We start from the raw sequence: 20,184 nt of genomic DNA, 5'->3' as shown, positions 1-20,184 counted from the left end.
TCGCCTGTCAACTGTGTTGGGCATAACTAACGATCAATCTATCGTATCCTAGCAGTGGCAACATTTCCACCTCCCGTAATTTTTTATGGCAAAACTGTCCACTGACCTCGAACGTGCCTTTTTGAGTCCTGTGCCCAGCCTCAGCGATGGCGAGGTGTTAACGCAGCAACTGGTGTCCTTGGGGGATATTCTGCAGTTGGCGGGAGAGCGAACCTTCGGCTTTTTGCTGGCTGTACTTTCATTGCCCTCGGCGCTGCCTATTCCAGCCCCCGGTTACTCCACCCCCTTTGGCATTGTGCTGTTACTGTTGGGCTGGCAATTGCTCGTGGGTGCCTCAACCCCTTGGTTGCCCCTGCGGCTGCTGAAGCGCACGATGCCGCGATCCCAGATTCAAAAGATTGTGCGCACAGCTTTGCCTTGGCTGCGGCGGGTTGAATTGATCTCCCGTCCCCGCTTGCGCCCCATTTGCACGACCCGAGGCGGACGTTTGGGCTTGGGAGTTGCCGTGTCACTGATGGCAATCTCGATGATTTTGCCCGTTCCCGGCACCAACACCATTCCAGCGATGGGCATTTTTACGATTGGCTTTGGATTGTTGGATGACGATGGTTTGATTAGTCTGGCAGGGGTGGTCATCTCCTTGATTGGTTTAGCAGTCACCACATCCATTCTCATTGCCCTTGCTTGGGGGGGAAATAGCCTCCTCGATGTATTGAGGGCATGGCTGCATTCGTAATATTAGGAGGTAATCTCCCTCACGCCTAAGGATCAATGAAAAGCCTATCCATACTGAAGTCTTGCGGTCGCTGGCTCAGCACAGTTGGGGCAATTGCTTTAGTGGCATTGCACCCCGTTAGAACTACCGCCAATCCCAGTACAGAAGACCTACCGCCAGCGGTTGCCGAGGCGATCGCGCTGCCGGTCAATGAAAAGCAAGTTGTGGTTAGCGAGCAACCCTCGGCAGTGGGCTTGACCGTACCGAGTCTCTGGTGGGCAGTTCAGCAGTTTGGGGATGGGGTGATTCAGCGCTGGCAGGCTTTTCCGTCCATCACAGCGCCGGGGGGTAGAGTTGAAGCCTTTGTGTCGCCGTCTGCTTGGGGACGCCTGCCCTATTTACGGCGTTTTGCCCTGATCAATCAGTTGGGGAATGCCAGTCGCAGCTTTGGTTATCAGTTGATCCTGCGCGATCGCGCAGCGCGCCCTTTGGGCGATCGCCGGCAGGTCATTTATGGTGCCTACACCTGTCAATTTGATGCCCTACCCCTTGAATACCTGCCAGAAGTCACCGATGCCGCAGGCAACCCGATTCCTTTTTTCCCACCCAGTACCGAACTCGACTGTCAAGTATGGGTGAATCCCAATATTCCCGTCATGTTCCCAACTCAAGAACTTCGCTAAAAGGACTGTATCTAGGCCAGAGTCGCCTTTTCCATCACTGTTAATAATTCCTGCCATAGCTTTTGGGTCACAGGTCCCGGACAGGCGGGAAAGATCACCTCATCCACTTGGCGAATCGGCATTAGCAGGCGCACCGATGAACTCAGAAAGCCCTCACTGGCTCTCGCCAGATCCTGTGGGGTGAGAATCACTTCCCGATGGGGCATGCCCAAGTTTGCAACGATCTGCAACAGCGTCGCTCGCGTAATTCCGTGGAGCATCCCAACAGCAGTGGGGGGTGTCTCGACCACACCCTCACGGACAATCCAGAGGTTACTGGTCGTGGCCTCGGTCATCTGCCCTTGGGCATTGAGCAACAGGGCGTCGTCAAACCCAGCTTGCTGCGCTTCCAATAGCGCCAAGATATTGTTGAGGTAATTGCCCGTTTTGGCGGCAGGATCAAGGGCAGCGGTGCTCGTGCGTTGGCGCTTGCCTATGGTCAGGCAAATTCCCTGTTCGCTCAATGTTGGTTCGGGGGCGATCGCCATCAACACAATCAATAACCTTGGTTGGGTCGTTGGTTCTGGCAGTAACCCAATCCGCTGGTCGGCGCCACGGGTCACGACAATCCGAATGTAATATTCTCCCGCTGGGGCAGCCGCTAAGGTGCGTTGCACTTCTTGGGTAATGTGCTTATCAGACCACGGCACGCTCATGTAGAGATAGGCGGCTGAGGCGCGCAACCGTGCGAGGTGCTCTGGTAGGGCAAAGGGAATCCCGCGGTAGGTACGCATCACTTCATAAACACTATCACCGTAGAGAAACCCGCGATCAAAAACAGAAATCGAGGCCTCTGGCGTAATCACCCCATCCAAATTGCAGAGCAACACTCGCCCTCTCCCCTAGGGTTGGCGTTCCACTTCGGCTTTCATGCGCTCAAGGGTTTGATGCATTTGATCAAACATGGTTTGGGCAGACATACCAAACTGGCTGAGTTGGGTCTCCAATTGTTTGATGGTCATCTGCGCCATGAAGTCATCGGACAACTCAAAGCGCTTCATAAAAATACGGTAGCGCTCCATGAGTTCTTCCATTTTTGCAATGTAAATCTTCTTCCCTTCGCGGTCAAACTTGCCGTACTCGGAGCCAAGCTGCATCAACTGCTGGTAGTCCTGAAACAGGCGTTGTGCTTCCTGTTGAACAATTTCTGAATCAAAGAATCCCATATGACTCTGCCCGATACAGCAACAACCCAAATGCCAACGATTGACCGTTTGGTTTGTTATCTAGTTGCATTCTATCAAAGGCACTTTAGGCGGGGGTAAGAGGGAAAACCGATCCTTGACTCAGGGTTTGCGCCCAAGCGATCGCCGCCAGAAAACTCTGTGGGTCTGCTACCCCTTTACCGGCAATATCAAAGGCGGTGCCGTGATCGGGGGAGGTGCGAATAAAGGGCAAGCCAATCGTCGTATTCACCGCTTCCCGAAAAGCGAGCATCTTCACGGGAATCAACCCCTGATCATGGTAAAGCGCGAGGTAGGCATCGTAGGCAGTTGCCGGGGCAGGGCGTCCCCACCACGCATCGGCCGCTCCAATCCAGAGGGTATCGGGGGGCACAGGACCAATCAGTTCAACTTGGGGATACTGCTGCTGGGCTGCTGCGAGCCATGGAATCAGCCAAGTCACTTCCTCTTGGCCTAAGTGTCCCTGCTCACCACTGTGGGGATTCAAGCCAGCAATGGCAATGCGAGGTCGCTCCAGATGCCGCCGCTCCCTCAGAAACTGCACAAGGAGCGCGAGTTTTTCATTGAGGCGCTCGGGGGTCAGTGCTTTGGGCACCTCTTGCAAGGGGATGTGGGTCGTCGCGAGTAAAGTGGTCAGCACCCAGTTGGTTACGGGCGATCGCCCCAAGAACACCATGCCCACGTGGGCGGTTCCAGTAAAGTGAGCCAGCACTTCTGTTTGACCGGGAAAAGTATAGCCTGCCGCCTGCCAACTGGCCTTAGAAATCGGTGCCGTCACAATGCCTGCCACCTCGCCAGCGATCGTCCGCTGAATGGCTGTTTCTAAGTAGGCAAAGCTCGCCGCCCCACTCACCACACTCGGTTGCCCCGGCACAATCACCGCATCGAGGGGGTGCTCCCAAATCCGAAGCTGGGCAGGATCAATGGCCACCTGTCCCTGCTGGCAGAGGCGAGCGTACGTTTCCTCTAATACTTGGCCTGTACCAGCAATAAAAAACTGCCCTAACATTTCTGAGGGCAGGTGAGCTAGGGCTTTCAGGAGAATTTCTGGGCCAATGCCCGCTGGATCCCCAAGGGTGAGGGCAAGGGACATCCTAGGCTTCTTGAAGAATCGGCTCAGCCGTATCGTCTTCAGTGGCTTCGGGAATGTCTTCAATGACTTCCTCAGTGGTCTCTGCGGTGGCCTGCTGCTGTTGTTGCAGGAGTTGCTGACGATAGCGCTCTGCCATCTCTTCAGCCTTTTCATAGACCAACTGCGGATTTTTCACCATGTCACCGGGTTCTGGCTCCAGTTGCTTGGTGGACAGGGAAATCCGACCCCGCTCAGCATCAAGGTCAATAATCATCACCTTGACTTGGTCATTGACATTGAAAACACTGTGGGGCGTATCAATGTGATCGTGGGAAATCTCGGAAATGTGCAGCAGACCGCTAACCCCACCAATGTCAATGAAGGCACCGTAGGGCTTAATCCCACGCACGGTTCCAACCACCACTTCGCCCACTTCTAGTTTGTTCATCTTGCGTTCGACAAGGGCACGGCGGTGGCTGAGGACGAGGCGGTTGCGCTCTTCATCCACTTCTAAAAACTTCAGGGGTAGCTCTTCACCCACCAATTCTTCTTTGTTGACACGGGTGCTGATGTGGGAACCGGGGATAAAGCCGCGCAGCCCTTCAATGCGCACAAGGGCACCCCCACGGTTGGTGGCAAAGACCTGAGAACGAACGGTGGCATCTTCCGCTTGCAGTTGGCGAACGCGCTCCCAAGCCCGCATGTACTCAATACGACGAATCGAGAGGGTAAGCTGCCCTTCCTCATTTTCATCCGCCAAGATAAAGAACTCACGGGTTTCGTTCGGTTGCAGGACTTCTTCCGGACTGTCAATCCGGTTGATAGACATTTCTTGGATAGGGATGTAGGCAGCGGTTTTCGCACCGATGTCAATCAGGGCACCCTTCGGTTCGATGCTAAAGACGGTGCCAGCAACAATGTCGCCGGGGTTGAAATGGTAATCGTACCGGTCCAGTAAGGCTGCAAAATCAGCATGCGTAAAGCCCACGTCTAACGTTTTTTCCTGATTGACCATGCGAGTGTTTTCCTAGCTCCTTTAACGAAAATGGGGGTGTATAGTGAGTTATCAAGCGGGCAGAAGTGGGTGCCATACGCAATCATACCAGCGATCGCTCGAACACTTTCTGACTGGATCTACAATGTTAGCCTAGAGTTTGCCCGTTGGCTAGCGGCATCGATAAAATTTTGGTCATTGATGAAGATAAATGTTAATTTTTGTGTACTACTGAGGAGTGGGCATGGCGCGACTAAACCGCCGACAGGTCAAGCAATTTTGGCAGGAGTTCCGCGAATTTGCCTTAAAGGGGAATGTGATTGATCTAGCGATCGCTGTCGTGGTGGGGGGTGCCTTTGGCCGCATTGTTACTTCCGTTGTTGAAGACCTCATCATGCCCTTGGTCAATCCTCTGATTCCCGGGGGCGACTGGCGCGAACTGACCGTCGGCTCAGGCATTCGAATTGGCAAATTTTTGGGCAGTTTACTCGACTTTGGGGTGATTGCCCTCAGCCTATTTATTCTCCTGAAACTGATTTTGCCCTTGCTGCCCAAGAAACCGCCTGCCCCCGAACAACGGGAGTGCCCCTACTGCTTGGAGTCTGTGCCCCTCAAGGCGAGTCGCTGCCGTGCCTGTACCTCTGAACTCCCCCCCCTGTAGGAGTCCTCAGCAATGCGATCGTGGCAACGCTGGATCTCTGGGCTGTTGGTGGGGCTATGGCTGGCCATCCTCACCAGTTGTGGAACAACGCCGCCTACCCAAGGCACCCAGATTGAATTCTGGACCATGCAACTGCAACCGAAATTTACTGACTACTTCCATCGCCTGATTGCGGCATTTGAAGCCCAACATCCCGATGTCCATGTGCGCTGGGTGGATATTCCTTGGACAGCAATGCAGACCAAAATTCTCATGGCGGTGTTAGCGGGCACTGCGCCTGATGTGGTGAACCTGAACCCCGACTTTGCGGCGTTGTTGGCAGGACGCAATGCGTGGCTCAATCTCAATGACTATGTGCCGCCAGCCGTGCGCGAGCGTTATTTACCGAATATTTGGCAGGCAACGACGTTAGAGGGCAAGAGTTTTGCCGTGCCTTGGTACCTCACCTCGCGGGTAACGATTTATAACAAGGCGATTCTTGCCGCCGCTGGGGTCGATCGCCCCCCGCAAACCTTTGCTGAACTTGCCAGTGTTGCTAAAGTCGTGAAGGAGAAAACGGGCAAATACGCCTTCTTTATCACAATGGTGCCCGAAGACTCGGCAGAGCTGATGCAGGCAATGGTGCAAATGGGCGTCCAACTGGTGGATGATCAAGGCCGTGCTGCCTTTAATTCCCCTGTGGGTAAAGCCGTTTTCCAGTATTGGCTGGATCTCTATCGTCAGGGACTCTTGCCGCCACAGGTGCTGACTGAAGGCCACCGCCAAGGTATCGAACTCTATCAAGCGGGACAAACGGCGCTAGTGATGACCAGTCCGGAATTTTTGAACGCGATCGCCACCAATGCCCCCACTATTGCAGCCGTTTCAGCCCCTGCCCCCCAGTTGACCGGAGACACTGGCAAGAAAAATGTTGCTGTGATGAATTTACTGGTGCCCCGCCAGAGTCGCCATCCCGAACTTGCCGTAGAATTTGCCCTCTTTGTCACCAATGATGAAAATCAACTGACCTTTGCCAAGGAAGCCAATGTTCTGCCTTCTACACAAGCGGCCTTAGCGGATTCCTACTTTCGCACCATTGGCGAAAATGCCACCCCTGTGGACATTGCCCGATCCGTCAGCGCTGCTCAAATGAGCCAAGCAGAGGTTCTCATTCCCCCCCTGCGGGATATTAAGGAGCTACAACGACTCCTCTACGAAAACTTGCAAGCTGTCCTCCTCGGACAAAAGACAATTGATCAGGCTCTCAAGGACGCCGAGACCGCTTGGAATAGCCGCCTAGGATGACCTTTGCGAGTGGGTGTGAAATTTCATCAGCCTTCCGGGCTTTTAACATTGACTTAAGCTATCGAAGCGAATATTGGCTTGAGCCATGCGTTTGAGGGCTTCACCTAGGCGATCGCGATCGGCAATGAGGCTAATGCGCACGTATCCTTCACCCCCTTCGCCAAAAGCATTGCCGGGGGTCACAACAACGCCTGTCTCCTGAAGCAGCTTGAGGGCAAAATCTGTCGAACTCATGCCCACGGGTACGGGCACCCACAGGTACATCGTTGCTTGGGTTGGGGTGAGTTGCCAGCCCAGTTCATTCAAGCCTTGAATCAGAAAATCCCGCCGTTGGCGATAGCGATCGCACACAGAGGCAATGTAGCTATCGGGCAGGCTCAAGGCCACCTCTGCCGCTTTCTGTAAGACGGAAAAAACCCCATAATCTAAGTTCGTTTTCAGCGTACGCAAGCCCTGAATAATGTGGCGGTTGCCCACCACAAACCCCACCCGCCAACCGGCCATATTGTAGGTTTTTGAGAGGGTATGGAACTCAACGCCGATTTCCTTGGCACCGGGAATTTCCAGTAAGCTGGTGGGTTGATAGCCATCAAAGGCCAGTTCAGCGTAGCAAAGGTCATGCACTAGAAGGATTTGATATTCGCGGGCAAAGGCAACGATTTCTTCAAAGAAAGAGCGGGGGGCGATCGCCGCCGTAGGATTGCTGGGATAGTTGAAGTACAAAACCTTGGCTTGGCGGGCAATGTCACTGGGAATCTCACTGAGATCAATGAGCCAGCCCTTTTCCCGTTTGAGAATGAGGGGATAGATGTTGGCACCGGCGATCGCAGGTCCACGAAAATGGGCAGGATAGGCCGGGCTGGGCACGAGGACGACATCCCCCGGATTGACATAGGCAAGGGCAAGGTGCGTCAGTCCCTCTTTTGATCCCAACAGGGGGAGGGCTTCCCCATCAGGATCAAGGGAGACATTGTAGCGGCGCTGATACCAACGGGTAATGGCTTGACGGAAAACCGCTGTGCCTTCAAAGGGGGGATAACCGTGGTAGCTGGGTTCCTCAAAGGCGGCGATCGCTGCTTCAATCACCGGACGCGGGGCGGAGCCATCGGGATTGCCCATCCCCAAGTCAATTAAGTCCAGTCCCTGCTGGCGAGCTTTCAGCTTCAGTTCATCGAGACGCGCAAAGACGTAGGGCGGCAATGCCCCCAAGCGATCGGCCGGCTGAATCCACTCTAACCCCATCTAACGGGCACTCCCATCCAAGACTGTGGCACTGTAGCCGACCACGGTGGACACCATTGCTTCTAGCACCAGATCAGGCGTCACCGGAAACGGCAAATGGTGAATATCGGAGTGGGGGGCACAAGCAACCGTAGCAACATGCTGGAGCTGGGCTAAGCTGGCCTCTTGGAAACCCAAGTCCTCTAGAGTCAGGGGCAAACCCACCTGTTCATAGAACTGGCACAGCTGATGGCGAGCGCTAGCAGCTAGTTGACTGCCTTGAACTAGCTCTTCCAAGCGTAGTTGCACCAGAATACCGTAGGCCACTTTTTCTCCATGGAGGGTGCCCCTACTTTGGGGCAGTTGGGTCAGACCGTTGTGCACCGCATGGGCTGCCACCGTGCGGCATTGGGCACCCCCCAAGCCCCCAATCATCCCTGCCATGAGGACACTGGCATCGACGACATTTTCCCAAGCGGTACTGCCCACATTGGCCAGGGCCTCAGCGGATTGCTGCAAGAGAATATCGCGCAATACTCGGGCTTGCTGTACCGCCGCCACAATCAGGGTTTCTTGGCGGTGACCACTACTCACCGAGGCCTCATACCACTTGGCAAGGGCATCGCCAATGCCGGCAAGCAGGGTTCGCTTCGGCGCCGTTTGAATCAGGGCATAGTCCAAGAGCAGCAGATCCGGGCAACGGTGGAGTGCCACATCATAGGCAAAGGCACCGGCCTCCGTATAGATGTTGGAGAGGGCTGTCCAAGCGGCACAGGTGGCTGCAGACGTGGGGATCGTCACTACGGGCAAGTGTAATTGATGCCCCAAAAGTTTAGCGGTATCTAGGGCTTTGCCACCGCCAATGCCAATGATGAGATCGCTGCCTTGCGCCTCTTGGCGGAGCTGGGCAAGGGTGGATTCACTGCACTCACCATGGAATGTCCCTACGCTGAAGGTGAGATCATGGGAGCGGGCGATCGCCTGACACTCCTGCTCAAGCTGCTGATACCGCTGCGGTGAAACCACTAAAAGGGGATGATGCCCCAATTGAACAATGGCTTCCCCCGCTTGGGAGAGAATTGACCAACCGCGATAGACGTGGGTAGGTGCAATACAAAGGGGTGAAAACGAAGCAGCAGTCACAGGCCGTATAAATAAGGACTATTTAGAGCATCTGCGGCAAAAATAGAGTCGTTTTCGCTCTAGCCGTAGAGATCTATCTTAGCTGCTCTTCTTCTGACTTTCCGTTTGCACGTACAAAATAATCAAGAACACTGTTGGCACCAAGACAAACATGGCTGTTGCCACCAAGCCAAAAGGATTCACTTCCATGGTATGTACCCCACAACGCTGGCTTTTATTTTATCAATGCTGTGTCCCCCTTGGGGCGATCGCCCTTGGCCAAGGTCAGCCTCAGGGATTGGGCAATTTTTTGGGCGGTGATGGGAGCCAGCAAAATACCGTTGCGGTAATGGCCAGTGGTCAGCCAAGTGTGGTCGTCTATTTTTTCGATGATGGGTGCCGGACGATCGCTCGGGCGGGGTCGCAGTCCCTGCCACTGTTGGGTCACAGGAGCCGTTTTCAGAACTGGCCAAAGTTCGATCGCCCGTCCATGCAGTTGATCAAGGGTTTGCGGATTCGCGGTGAGGGTGTTGAACTCCACGGTGGCGCCCACCCACACCCGCCCCCAAGGCAAGGGGACAAAATGAATGCCTTCAGCCGTCATCACTGGTGTATTTGCATCAATATGACAGGCAAACTCTAGGGCTTGTCCCAAAACCGGTTCCACAGTGACAGAGCGATCGAGGGCTTGCGTAAGGGGCGTTGTCCCTAGACCTGCCGCTAAGATCAGGTATTCGGTCTCGATGGCTGCTTGATTGAGCTGTAAAATCCATCCCCCTTGGGGCGATCGCTGGAGCTGCCGGACAGGGCTTTGATACAAGAACTTGACGCCCCGTTGATGAGCCGCTTGGCGCAGGGCTTGAGTCAAGGGTTTAGGGGTGACTTGGCGATCGCCCGTTGCCCAAAGTGCACCGTGAATGTGGTGGATATCCACAAGGGGACATTGATCTTGGACTTCTTTTGGCGAGAGCCACTGCACGCCTTGGGGAGCCTGTTCCTGCAACCATGCTTGGGTGGCGATCGCCTCGTCCTTAGTGGTACAGATTTCGATAATGCCTCGGCGCTGGTAGGGAATCTGAACCCCCGTTTCTGCCGCCAACTCCGGAATGAGGGTTTCATAACGTGCCAAACTGGCCTGCCGTAGTTGAAAGTTGCGTCCACGTCGCCGCCGACTGAGGTGGACAATGAGAACACCAAGAGCCGCACCGGTCGCTTGCCAATCTTCCTCCCGTTGTGCTTCAAGGACAAGAATCGGCGTTTCCGCTGGATCAAGCACACGACTCAGTTCGTAGGCGATCGCCGAGCCAACCACCCCAGCGCCCACAATGGTCACTGTTGCATTTGCTGGCAGCACCGTCACAGTGTGGCAACTGTATTAACTAATTCCCAATTTTCATTTTCGGCAATGGCGCGACTCACACGGTCAAACCATTCAAAGCAGTGATTATTTTTCTTGAGGGTCAGTTCCTTATTCTTGAGCACCAGATCAAACTTGGTGACATCCTTTTGGGGCGTGGTTTTATCAATCAGGACTTCAACCGTGACCAGTTGGGACATTGAAATGGCATCGAGCGCGCTCTCCCGTGCCACGACGTAATCATCCCCCACATGGGTTACCGTCAAATCGCAGGCTTCTAGGGTTTGCACCAGCTCTTCCTTTAGCCGTGCCCGAGGGAGTGCAATAGTAACAACACGAGCATATCGAGCCATAACCGCCAAGTGGTAAACTAATAATTCGCGAACAATGGTTCTAGTGTAATCACGGAACAGACGGGGCGCTGTCACTGCGGGTGTTCCTAGGAAATCACAGGGAATTGAGCATTACCCCCATTGTAAGGTGACCTGCATTGTATGGCAGGATGCCGCGATTATATCAAACCTTTCTTCAAAATCGCTGAATTCATGCATCCCTACACTGGTTTGTTTATTGTCCTAGAGGGGGGAGAGGGTGCCGGCAAAACGACCCAAATGGGGGCGATCGCCACATGGCTAGAGGAAAGTGGCTGGCTGGCAAAATTACGATCCGCTGACATTGATCCGCCCCTGCTGCTGACCCGTGAACCGGGGGGAACGCCCCTTGGCCAAGGCCTGCGGCAACTGCTGCTCCATAGTGATTTAGAGATTGATCCCATGGCAGAACTCCTTCTCTATGCCGCCGATCGCGCCCAGCACGTGGCGACGAGTATCCGCCCCCAACTGCAACGGGGGGGCATTGTCCTGTGCGATCGCTACACGGCTTCCACCATTGCCTACCAAGGCTATGGGCGGGGACTGGACTTGAGCCTCATCGAGCACATCAACCAGATTGCCACCGCTGGACTGATGCCGGATTTAGTTCTCTGGCTGGATCTGCCGGTTCAGGTTGGCCTTGCCCGCACCCAACGGCGGGGCATAGCGGATCGCCTAGAGCAGCATGCGGTGGCCTTTCATGAGCGAGTTCGTCAAGGATTTATGGCCTTGGCTGAGGCAGGGGGCGATCGCTGGCAGCGAATTGCGGCGGATCAACCCACTGATCAGGTGAGTGAAGCTATTCAAGATTGTCTAGCGGCTCATCTGCACCGCTGGTTTGAGACCTTGAGCCAGCGCCGTACTGGGGGCGATCGCGAATTGGAATAGCTCTCGTCCTTCCTGAAAAATTTGCTCAATGGGCAGCATCTGGCCACGGGTGGTCATAAAGCGGTGATCAGGTGTCGCACAAATCGTTGAGCCATCCTCAAGTTCATACTCATACACGGGACGGAAGCCCTGAAAGTGCCATTGGGCAATGGGCTGGGTATAAAGATGCCCTTGGGAATCAAGGCTGTACACCTGACAGGCCAATTTTTCCTGCACCAAGCGGCGAATCGGGACAGCCCCATATTCCACCGTCATCACCGCCGTCTCGCCACTCAGACAGTATTCAGCAAAATCCAGCATCTGCTTAAAGAGTTCTTGGGCGACTGCGCTGGGCACCCCATTTTTCGCCGCTCCCTCAATAAAGAGGGCTTCATGTTTTTCCATTTCCTCTTTTTTCTTCTTGCCCATCGCGCGGCGGAGCAGATCCGCTTGACCCAGAGAATAGCCTGCCAAGTCCTGCGCCATCCGCATGATTTGCTCCTGATAACAAAGAACGCCGTAGGTTTCCTGCAAAATGGGTTTCAAAAGCTCATGTTGATATTGAATGGGTTCCCGACCATGCTTGCGGTTAATGAATTTGGGAATCAGGCCTGCATCCAACGGTCCCGGTCGATAGAGCGCCAGCACCGAGGAAATGTCTTCCAGATTTGAGGGCTTGAGATCTCGGACAATTTGGCGCATCCCCGAAGATTCTAGTTGGAAGATCCCCTCCAGTTTACCTTCCGCCAGAATTTGGTACGTCTTGGCATCATCTAGGGGCAATGCATCCAAATCAAGGGTTTGACCGTGGTTTTTCTGGATCAGTTCCCGCGTCTTTTGGATCATTGTCAGGTTCTTGAGACCCAAAAAGTCCATCTTCAAAAGGCCAAGGGATTCCAGATCCTCCATGAAATACTGGGTAATCACCGCCCCATCGTTATTGCGTTGCAGCGGCACCAGTTGATCCAAGGGTTCTGAGGCAATGACAACGCCGGCTGCATGGACGCCATAGGTTTTGTTGGTGCCCTCAATGCGCATCGCCATATCAATCCAGCGGCGCACCAGCGGATCACTGTCGTACTTTTCCTTGAATTCTGGCGAGGGGGTGTCATCGGAGATCATCACCGCCAATTTAACTGGTTTGCCCCGCACCACCGGAATCAGCTTTGCCATTTGATCCGCTTGGCTATAGGGAATATCCAGCACCCGTGCCACATCCTTGAGCACCGCCTTTGAGGTCATGCGGTTGAAGGTGATGATCTGGGCGACGCGATCGCTGCCGTATTTTTCGGTGACGTACTGGATCACCTCCTCGCGGCGGTCAATGCAGAAGTCCGTATCAATATCGGGCATGGACTTGCGCTCAGGGTTCAAAAACCGCTCAAAGAGCAAGCCGTGGTGTACGGGATCAATGTTGGTAATGCGCAGGGCATAGGCCACAAGGGAACCCGCCGCCGATCCCCGCCCTGGCCCGACGGGAATATTGTGGTCGCGGGCATATTTGATGTAGTCCCAAACCACGAGGAAATAGTTCGAGAACCCCATCTGTTGCAGCATTTTCAGTTCATATTCCAGTCGCTGCCGGTAGGTGGGATCCAACTGCTGGCGATCGCTGAGGTGAAATCGCTCCAACAGTCCTTGCCACGCCACTTGCTCTAGGTAGGTATCGGCTGTATGGCCAGCAGGCACTGGAAACTCTGGACTTTGGGGTTCACGAAAGATGTCATAGGGTTCAATCTTTTCGGCCACTTCAAGGGTATTCGCCAAAGCCTCTTCAATGACCTCAGCGGGCAAGTGATCCCGAAACAGCCGAGCCATTTCAGCAGCGGATTTCAGGTATTCCGTGCCGCTATAGCGCATCCGCTTGTCATCGGTGAGCAGCTTGTTGGTCTGGATACAAAGCAGAGCGTCGTGGGCTTCAACGTCATTGCAGGAGATAAAGTGGGAGTCATTGGTGGCAATAATTTTGATCCCCAACTCGCGGCCAATGCGCACCAGTTCAACGTTGACTACCCGATCCTCTTGACTGCCGTGGTCTTGGATCTCAAGGTAAAAATCCTCACCAAAGGTCTCTTGATACCAGGCAGCAACACTGCGTGCCAAATCCGGCTTGCCCTGCAAAATGGCTTGGGGAATCTCACCACCGAGGCAAGCACTGGTGACAATGAGTCCGTCGCGGTATTGCGCCAACAGTTCTTTATTGATGCAGGGGCGAGCAAAAATTCCCTTGCCTTGGAAGCCCTGCAGGTGGGAGATGGTGGTGAGTTTGCAGAGGTTGTGGTAGCCCTGTTTATTTTTGGCCAGCACCACTTGGTGAAAGCGGGGTTTGCGCTCCTGTTTGGTGATGTCGCCATTGATGACGTACATCTCATTGCCAATGATTGGCTTCAGGGGTTTGCCGCGACACAACTTTAACAGTTCAACGGCGCCATACATCACCCCGTGATCCGTGAGGGCGATCGCGGGCATCTCCAATTCCATTGCCCGTGCCACTAGGTCGGGAAGCTGGCTAGCTCCATCGAGGAGACTGTAATCACTGTGAATATGCAGACCGACGAAGGACATGGGCAACGGCTATCAACCTAGGAGAAACGCAGGGGACTAGGACAACTCAGGCAAGCTATTGAGATAGGCCTTGAAGTCCGCTTCAGCATCACGGAAGCCCTCTTGAGCCACGGTGACACTATTGAGATCCGCCCCCTGATCAATTTTCAGGAAGTCATCCGTCAGGGCACGGGTCAAAGCTGTGGGGGTGGGTTGATCCTTGGCCAAGAGATTGCGGTTGAGGGCACGCATATCCATCAGCATTTCACCGAGAGGGCCGCGCATAATGTTGCGGGCTTCCTGCCAATCCCCTTTGGCCACACTGACCTCTAAGTCGGCAAAGCGTTCAGCATTTTTCTCAATGTCACTCAGGTAGTCTTGAATGCGAGTAATTTGCAACTCACTATAGGTGGGCGGAGGGGTGGTCGTGGCACTGGGGCCGCCACAGCCGACTAAAATAATGGCAACAACGCTTAATAGGATTGAAATTAGGGATTTTCGATTTAGGCGCAGCATAGAACCTCAGCAGTCAATGGTGTCGTAAAAAACACGGTTCTATTCTGCCATGATCCCGTGGCGATCGCCGCCAGCACCCCCTTGGGACAGATCGGAAGAGCCATCACTGACACTCAGAGGGCACCCCCACACCACTGTCGCCTGATCATAGATCACCATCCCCGGTGGAGCGCCCTTCGGTTTTTGCACATACTTGCGGCGAGTATAGACCACGGGTACTTGGGCACTGGCACGGGCTTGACTATGGTAGGCCGCCAAATTCGCCACGTATTGAATATCTTTCTCACTGGGCACCTCCCCCGCTGCGAGGCGGAGAATCACGTGGCTTCCTGGAATCTCTTGGGTGTGAAACCACCAATCGTAGGGACTGGCAACGCGAAACGTAAGATCGTCATTCTGGCGGTTGTTGCGCCCCACGAGAACCGTGAAGCCACTTGGTGTCGTATAGCGTAGGTAGGGACTGGGCGTGGTAGGGGGACGATAGTAATCGGGCGCCGTCAGGTATCCCTGTTGAATCAATTCAGCGCGAATCTCCTCAAGGACATCTAAGGATGTGGCTGTGGCGAGGGTGGCCGCCACCTGATCGAGATAGGCGAGTTCCTCTTCAGCAGCGGTGAGGAGCGGCGTAATGTGCTGCTGGGCACGTTTGAGTTTCTGCTGTTGTTTGTACAGCTCCTGCGCCGTTTGGATGGCACTCTTCTCTGGCGAGAGGGAAATGGCAAGGGGTTCTTGGGTGGCAAAGTCCGTCACGATCAGTTTCGTCATCCCCGGTTGCCACAGGTGAGCATGGGCCATCAGTAGGTCGGCCAAATACCGCTGGCGATCGCCCCCAGCCGCCGCCGCTAAGCGTTCCCGAAAGCCCTCAATTTTGGCGATCAGTTTTTGCCGCTGTGCCTGTAGGCTCTGGTGCAACTGTTGACGGAGTTGCTGCGTTTGCTGTTGCCGCAGTTGGTCTTGGTAGTAGGTGGCAAGCAGCTCATGGATAGTGGCCGTTGGCTGGCTCTGAGTCCCAAGAGGGGGAATGACGCGATAGCCCGTTGATGTCAATTGGGGGACAAAATGCCCGCTCTCTAAACACGCCAGCCAGTGCTGCCAATGGTCAAATAGCCGTCGCCATTCTTCAGCGGTTAGCTCTGTGGTGTGACTTTCTAGGGACAATGCGGCATCCGCCAGTAGTTGCTGTACCAAGGCTGGACTCAGTCCCCGATAGGCCTTCAGAAGTTGCTGCCGCAGCAGTCCGGGAATCACGCTTACCTGTTGTTGCCACTGCTCAAAGGGAATCTCGCAACTGGGCAACGCGGCCGTTAGGGGGGGTGGGGGCACATAGGGTTGACCGGTCAGAATTGGGCGCAAGCGGGACTGTTGGGCATTGACTTGGTGGGCAGCAGTAACAATTTCCCCGGCAGCGTTAACCAGAATCACGTTGCTGTACTTGCCCATGATCTCGGCATAGAGACGCCACTGCGTTGCTGCCTGCGGACGAGGGGCAAATTCCAAGACCAAGACGCGCTCCCAAGGGTTGACTAACCCCACCCGCACAAGGGCAAGGCGATTGAGTTGGGCATGGAGTTGCTGACTAAAAGTAAAGGTGTCGGGTTGGCGGGGGGGCGGTGGTTCAAAGGCAATGCGTGCCGCTTGGGGATGCCAACTGAGGGTCAGCCAATCCTGTTTTTTCAGCGTGCGCAGCGCCAAGGCAATCGTGTGGCGATCGCGCTGGTAAACCGTTTCGAGCCGTGCCGGTAGCCAATGTTGGAGATCGGCACAAACAGCACGCAGGGTGGTCAAATCAACGGGTTGCACCGTCCAAACTCCGCAGAATTTTTTGAGGGAATCGGCCTCAAGCTATACTAGTCTAGCCACTCTCTGGCCTTTTGCCACCGCGTGTTTGCTATGGCACTTTCCCGTCAATATCCACCCCCCTTACCACTGGCTCAGCCTTGGCGACGGGCGATCGCCACCAGCATTGACTTTATCCTCATCTGGTTGACGAGTGTTGTCGGTATCACGCCGGGGGCAGCCATTCAGTGGGGGCAACTGTTTGTTTTTGCCTTGGTTTGGTGGTTGCTGCGGGTGGCGATGGTGAACCGCAATAAGGGTCAAAGCCCCGGCCATTGGCTAATGAATGTGCGCCTGTTGGATCAGCGGCAGCGGACACCGGATCTCCTTTCCCTCAGCAAGCGAGAACTGGTGATTGGTGTCGGGGCGCTGTTGACATTGGCAGGCTTGGAGTCCTATGGCCCGAGTATGGCGCTGATTATTTTGGCACTGCCCTTGGCCGTTGACTGTAGCTTGGCGTGGATTGATGAAGAGCACCGCACGCTCCACGATCGCCTTGGCGGCACAAAGGTATATCGCTGTCGGCGGGGCTTTGCCCTTGATCGCAAGCTCATTGAATTGGTGAGCAAAATCCGCAAAGATCTGCCATAATTAGAGATCGGCTCACTGGATAGATAGGCAAGACCATGGCTAAAGCAAAAGGCGCCAGAATCATTATCACCCTAGAGTGCACAGAGTGTCGCACTAATCCGGCCAAGCGATCGCCTGGCGTATCTCGCTACACCACCACCAAAAATCGTCGCACCACCACAGGGCGGTTAGAACTGAAGAAATTTTGCCCCCACTGCAACAAGCACACCATTCACAAAGAAATCAAGTAATTAGAGGACAGCTATGGCATTTTATCGGCGACGCATTTCTCCCATTCCCCCTGGACAGCCCATTGATTACAAGGATGTTGATTTACTACGGCGCTTTATCACTGAACGGGGGAAAATCTTGCCGCGGCGGGTGACCGGTCTCACGGCCAAGCAACAGCGACAACTTGCAGTGGCGATTAAGCGGGCACGGATCATGGCACTCTTGCCGTTCTTGAATCTCGAAGGCTAAAAACTCGCGATCGCTAATTGGTTTTTGCGAAGGGGGAGGTTTAGACTTGCCCCTTTATTTTTGCTTGCTCTCCCTGCCTAAGTGTGCAAATATGAGAATGGTTATCATTCATCTATTTCTCTATGGCTATCCAAGCTCACCTTAAACGCTGGGGGCTGCTGGTAACTCTGGGGGTATTTTTGGGCAGTTGTGCCCCCCAAGCCCAGTCGCCACAGGAGCAAGAGACCTCACAGGCAGAAGCCCAATTCACCATTGTGACGACTTTCTTACCCATCACTGCTTTTACAAAAGCGGTCGCAGGCGATCGCGCCACTGTTGAGCAACTCTTGCCGGCCAATATTGACCCCCATGACTTTCAAGCGCGGCCTGAGGATGTGCGGCTGCTGGCCACAGCAAGGGTTTTGGTCAAAAATGGCCTTGAGATGGAAACCTTTTTAGACAAACTGATTGAAAACGCCGCCAATCCCAATCTCAAGATCATTGATACCAGCGCGGGGGTGGCCACCCTTGCCAGCGAAAAGGATAATCACGAGCACCACCACGATCACCACCACGACCACGCTCATGATGACCACGGTCACAGCCACGGTGAATTCAATCCCCACATTTGGCTAGATCCCCAGCGTGCCATGCAGCAAGTGAAAAACATTCGCGATGGTCTGATTGCTGTGGATCCCGAAGGGTCTGCCATCTACGCGCAAAATAGCACTGCCTTTATTCGAGAGTTAGAAGCCCTAGATGCCCTCGCCCGGGAAAAACTTACTCCCTTTGCGGGCAAAACATTTGTGGTTTATCACGATGTCGCACCCTACTTTGCCGAGAGTTATAACCTGAAAGCGATCTATCTCGTGGGCATTCCGTCGGTTAACCCCTCACCTGCGGATGTGCAGCGGGTGATGCAGGCGGTGCAACAAAGTGATCTGAAAACGCTCCTGACGGAACCGGGGCAAGAACAGGTCTTTGAAAGTTTAGCGCAGGATTTGGGCGTAAAAGTGAGTGTGTTTGATCCCCTAGAGCGTGCTCCCACTGCCGCTGATCTCACGCCGACCTACTTCCTGCAAAGAATGGAGCAAAACATTCGCAATCTGGCTGAGGCTTTTGGGGCGCAACAGCAAGCCTATCGTCGTCCCGATGCGATCGCGGTGGTAGGGACATGGTGGATGCAGGTGAATAGACCGTTAGGGGCAGCACTGTGAACGAATACCTGCTAGAGGTGGAAAACCTCTCGGTGCGGCGGGGCGATCGCTGGGTGGTGGAAAATGTCTCCTTTACCCTCGCCGCCGATACGAATATGGCCATTATTGGTCCCAATGGGGCGGGCAAAAGTAGCCTGATTCAAGCCATTTTGGGCATTATTCCCTACCAGCAGGGACGGGTGACCCTCTTGGGCTATGGTATGGGCTATCGCCGCACGCTCCCCTATGTCCGCCAACAGGTAGCCTACTTGCCGCAAAATTTTCAGTGCGATCCACGCATTCCGATCACCGTGGCTGAATTTGTGGGTTTGGGCTGGGGGCAACCTACGTGGCAGTGGCCTTGGCAGCATCGACAGCAGCGCGATCGCGCCATCTTGGAAAGTCTCCAACGCCTGCACCTCGAGCATCTTGCGACACAACCCATGAGTTCCCTTTCCGGGGGCGAAACAAAGCGCGCCCTCTTGGCCTATTGCTTGGTGCAACCCCGTCGTCTCCTGATTTTGGATGAAGCTCCCGCTGGCTTAGATCTCCGAGGTGAGCAACAATTTTATGACCTACTGGAGACCCTCAAGGTGAGTGAGGGCTGGGCAATTTTACAAATTTCCCATCACTTGGAGCGGGTAAGGGCAACCTGTGATCAGGTGCTGTATCTCGATCGCTCTGTCCAAGGACTGGGAACCCCCGAACGGGTGCTGCAACAGTTTGCTGCTTAAACGGGGGATTCTCTCCTAGCAAAGAAATCCAGCAGAATGCGCTGGTGGATGGCGCCTAAGGGGCGATCTTCGCCGAGGGTTTGGGCATAGTGAACCCCAGCCACCACCGAATCGTAGGGTACCAAGTCCATGCCCTGTCCTTCGTTGAGTACCAAGTTTTCCAGTGCACACGTCAAAGGGCCTGTGAAAATATAGCGATGTACTTGGGGATCGCCGTACTCTCCAAAAAAGGTGAGGTGAGGTGGGCAGTAGCCAATCTCCTCATAGACTTCCCGCTGGACGCCCGCGAGCGGTGCTTCTTCGGGTTCAAGATGACCGCCAAAAAGTCCCCAGTGGCCGGCATACAAAATATGGGGACTGTCATCGCGCAGCTGCATAAGGACGCGATCGCCTTGGTAAAGAACCGCAAGGGCAACGGGAACAATCGTGGTTGCTGGCATTGTCTTGCAAGATATGTCGTTAGGGCTACTCTACCCTAGAAACGTAAAGCCAATCCTAAAGTAGATTAAAGCTAAAATGAAGAGTATAGTAGCAAGAACAAATCAACAACCGCTAAAACGTTGAGCAAAGGGTAGCCAGAGGTAAACGTCGCGCTTTGGAGGGCTATCCCCAGCGGGCAGCTGTTAAGTCCCCTCTTTCATAAGATGGTTTCGATAACAAATTTGAGCTTCCCTTATTTTTCTATCAAATTTTACAAATGGCTGCAGGAATTTAACAACGTTGGTACGGCCTTGCCCTTTCTTAAGATTGTCTTAATAT

Annotated in this window: 23 protein-coding genes; 10 read left to right on the top strand and 13 right to left on the bottom strand. The window is 54.3% G+C overall.

The genetic code is table 11. The annotated features are described in order from the left end of the window. The first annotated feature begins 85 nt into the window (after window positions 1-85). Both RHI63_RS09325 and RHI63_RS09320 read left to right on the top strand, forming a co-directional pair. Window positions 86-736: an exopolysaccharide biosynthesis protein gene (locus RHI63_RS09325; protein WP_310742945.1), complete on the top strand. Its 651-nt coding sequence runs from the start codon at window positions 86-88 to the stop codon at window positions 734-736. Between the two features lie 35 nt (window positions 737-771). Next, window positions 772-1,398 carry a hypothetical protein gene (locus RHI63_RS09320; protein ID WP_310742944.1) on the top strand — a complete coding sequence of 209 codons (627 nt, stop codon included), beginning with the start codon at window positions 772-774 and terminating at the stop codon, window positions 1,396-1,398. An 11-nt stretch (window positions 1,399-1,409) separates the two neighbouring features. On the opposite strand, the gene RHI63_RS09315 is transcribed toward RHI63_RS09320, so the two are convergent. From RHI63_RS09315 to RHI63_RS09300, 4 genes are all read right to left on the bottom strand, one after another. Beyond that, the gene (locus RHI63_RS09315) at window positions 1,410-2,267 is read right to left on the bottom strand and encodes an aminotransferase class IV (RefSeq protein WP_206199927.1); all 858 of its coding nucleotides are present in this window, start codon (window positions 2,265-2,267) and stop codon (window positions 1,410-1,412) included. 12 nt (window positions 2,268-2,279) lie between these two features. Continuing rightward, window positions 2,280-2,603 (bottom strand): DUF1825 family protein, encoded by a 324-nt coding sequence (locus tag RHI63_RS09310; protein ID WP_206199926.1) that lies wholly within the window; start codon window positions 2,601-2,603, stop codon window positions 2,280-2,282. Window positions 2,604-2,688: 85 nt separating this feature from the next. Continuing rightward, window positions 2,689-3,714, bottom strand: a complete 1,026-nt coding sequence (gene pdxA, locus RHI63_RS09305; RefSeq protein ID WP_310800847.1) for a 4-hydroxythreonine-4-phosphate dehydrogenase PdxA — start codon at window positions 3,712-3,714, stop codon at window positions 2,689-2,691. A 1-nt stretch (window position 3,715) separates the two neighbouring features. Further along, complete coding sequence (locus RHI63_RS09300; protein WP_149818829.1) at window positions 3,716-4,708, bottom strand: 30S ribosomal protein S1; 993 nt, start codon at window positions 4,706-4,708, stop codon at window positions 3,716-3,718. Between the two features lie 223 nt (window positions 4,709-4,931). Here RHI63_RS09300 and mscL point away from each other — a divergent pair, with 223 nt between their 5' ends. Together mscL and RHI63_RS09290 are read left to right on the top strand one after the other, a co-directional pair. After that, window positions 4,932-5,348, top strand: a complete 417-nt coding sequence (gene mscL, locus RHI63_RS09295; protein WP_310438163.1) for a large conductance mechanosensitive channel protein MscL — start codon at window positions 4,932-4,934, stop codon at window positions 5,346-5,348. A 12-nt stretch (window positions 5,349-5,360) separates the two neighbouring features. After that, window positions 5,361-6,632 (top strand): sugar ABC transporter substrate-binding protein, encoded by a 1,272-nt coding sequence (locus RHI63_RS09290; RefSeq protein ID WP_310821513.1) that lies wholly within the window; start codon window positions 5,361-5,363, stop codon window positions 6,630-6,632. A gap of 42 nt (window positions 6,633-6,674) precedes the next feature. Here RHI63_RS09290 and RHI63_RS09285 read toward each other — a convergent pair whose 3' ends face one another. The 5 genes from RHI63_RS09285 to RHI63_RS09265 form a co-directional block, all read right to left on the bottom strand. After that, on the bottom strand, window positions 6,675-7,874 hold the full coding sequence (locus RHI63_RS09285; RefSeq protein WP_302676040.1) for an aspartate aminotransferase: 1,200 nt from the start codon (window positions 7,872-7,874) through the stop codon (window positions 6,675-6,677). Next, window positions 7,875-9,005 (bottom strand): iron-containing alcohol dehydrogenase family protein, encoded by a 1,131-nt coding sequence (locus tag RHI63_RS09280; protein ID WP_206201677.1) that lies wholly within the window; start codon window positions 9,003-9,005, stop codon window positions 7,875-7,877. 69 nt (window positions 9,006-9,074) lie between these two features. Then, window positions 9,075-9,185, bottom strand: coding sequence for a photosystem II reaction center protein PsbM (gene psbM / locus RHI63_RS09275; RefSeq protein WP_149818817.1), 111 nt, complete (start codon window positions 9,183-9,185; stop codon window positions 9,075-9,077). Between the two features lie 25 nt (window positions 9,186-9,210). Further along, window positions 9,211-10,308 (bottom strand): FAD-dependent oxidoreductase, encoded by a 1,098-nt coding sequence (locus RHI63_RS09270; RefSeq protein WP_310742940.1) that lies wholly within the window; start codon window positions 10,306-10,308, stop codon window positions 9,211-9,213. 23 nt (window positions 10,309-10,331) lie between these two features. After that, window positions 10,332-10,760, bottom strand: a complete 429-nt coding sequence (locus RHI63_RS09265; protein WP_225901549.1) for a hypothetical protein — start codon at window positions 10,758-10,760, stop codon at window positions 10,332-10,334. 117 nt (window positions 10,761-10,877) lie between these two features. Between RHI63_RS09265 and tmk the strand changes: the two genes are divergently transcribed. Next, complete coding sequence (gene tmk / locus RHI63_RS09260; RefSeq protein WP_206199919.1) at window positions 10,878-11,591, top strand: dTMP kinase; 714 nt, start codon at window positions 10,878-10,880, stop codon at window positions 11,589-11,591. Here tmk and RHI63_RS09255 read toward each other — a convergent pair. Genes RHI63_RS09255 through RHI63_RS09245 form a run of 3 tightly spaced genes read right to left on the bottom strand, consistent with a single transcriptional unit; the run spans window position 11,517 to window position 16,430 of the window. Then, entirely contained in the window at window positions 11,517-14,135 is a 2,619-nt protein-coding gene (locus tag RHI63_RS09255) for a DNA polymerase III subunit alpha (protein ID WP_310821512.1), read from the bottom strand. The two genes, tmk and RHI63_RS09255, sit on opposite strands and share 75 nt — an antisense overlap. Before the next feature lie 36 nt (window positions 14,136-14,171). After that, window positions 14,172-14,630 carry a photosystem II protein PsbQ gene (gene psbQ / locus RHI63_RS09250; protein ID WP_149818809.1) on the bottom strand — a complete coding sequence of 153 codons (459 nt, stop codon included), beginning with the start codon at window positions 14,628-14,630 and terminating at the stop codon, window positions 14,172-14,174. Window positions 14,631-14,669: 39 nt separating this feature from the next. Beyond that, window positions 14,670-16,430: an NFACT family protein gene (locus tag RHI63_RS09245; RefSeq protein ID WP_302678132.1), complete on the bottom strand. Its 1,761-nt coding sequence runs from the start codon at window positions 16,428-16,430 to the stop codon at window positions 14,670-14,672. Between the two features lie 90 nt (window positions 16,431-16,520). Here RHI63_RS09245 and RHI63_RS09240 point away from each other — a divergent pair, with 90 nt between their 5' ends. The 5 genes from RHI63_RS09240 to RHI63_RS09220 all read left to right on the top strand — a co-directional run bounded on the left by RHI63_RS09240 (window position 16,521) and on the right by RHI63_RS09220 (window position 19,425). After that, on the top strand, window positions 16,521-17,057 hold the full coding sequence (locus RHI63_RS09240; protein ID WP_225901548.1) for an RDD family protein: 537 nt from the start codon (window positions 16,521-16,523) through the stop codon (window positions 17,055-17,057). Between the two features lie 35 nt (window positions 17,058-17,092). Beyond that, entirely contained in the window at window positions 17,093-17,287 is a 195-nt protein-coding gene (gene rpmG / locus RHI63_RS09235; protein ID WP_149818803.1) for a 50S ribosomal protein L33, read from the top strand. 13 nt (window positions 17,288-17,300) lie between these two features. Continuing rightward, window positions 17,301-17,516, top strand: coding sequence for a 30S ribosomal protein S18 (gene rpsR / locus RHI63_RS09230; protein WP_011057896.1), 216 nt, complete (start codon window positions 17,301-17,303; stop codon window positions 17,514-17,516). Between the two features lie 122 nt (window positions 17,517-17,638). Next, window positions 17,639-18,712: a metal ABC transporter substrate-binding protein gene (locus tag RHI63_RS09225; RefSeq protein WP_206199914.1), complete on the top strand. Its 1,074-nt coding sequence runs from the start codon at window positions 17,639-17,641 to the stop codon at window positions 18,710-18,712. Continuing rightward, window positions 18,709-19,425, top strand: a complete 717-nt coding sequence (locus RHI63_RS09220) for a metal ABC transporter ATP-binding protein (protein ID WP_206199913.1) — start codon at window positions 18,709-18,711, stop codon at window positions 19,423-19,425. Before RHI63_RS09225 ends, RHI63_RS09220 begins: the two co-directional genes overlap by 4 nt. Here the strand turns inward: RHI63_RS09220 and RHI63_RS09215 are convergent. Continuing rightward, entirely contained in the window at window positions 19,422-19,865 is a 444-nt protein-coding gene (locus RHI63_RS09215) for an NUDIX hydrolase (protein WP_206199912.1), read from the bottom strand. The two genes, RHI63_RS09220 and RHI63_RS09215, sit on opposite strands and share 4 nt — an antisense overlap. Window positions 19,866-20,184 lie beyond the last annotated feature (319 nt).

Source organism: Thermosynechococcus sp. GLH187 (genome assembly GCF_031583395.1).
GTDB lineage: Bacteria > Cyanobacteriota > Cyanobacteriia > Thermosynechococcales > Thermosynechococcaceae > Thermosynechococcus.
Note: the sequence above shows the minus strand (reverse complement) of the source record. Positions and strands in the feature narration are given on the sequence as shown.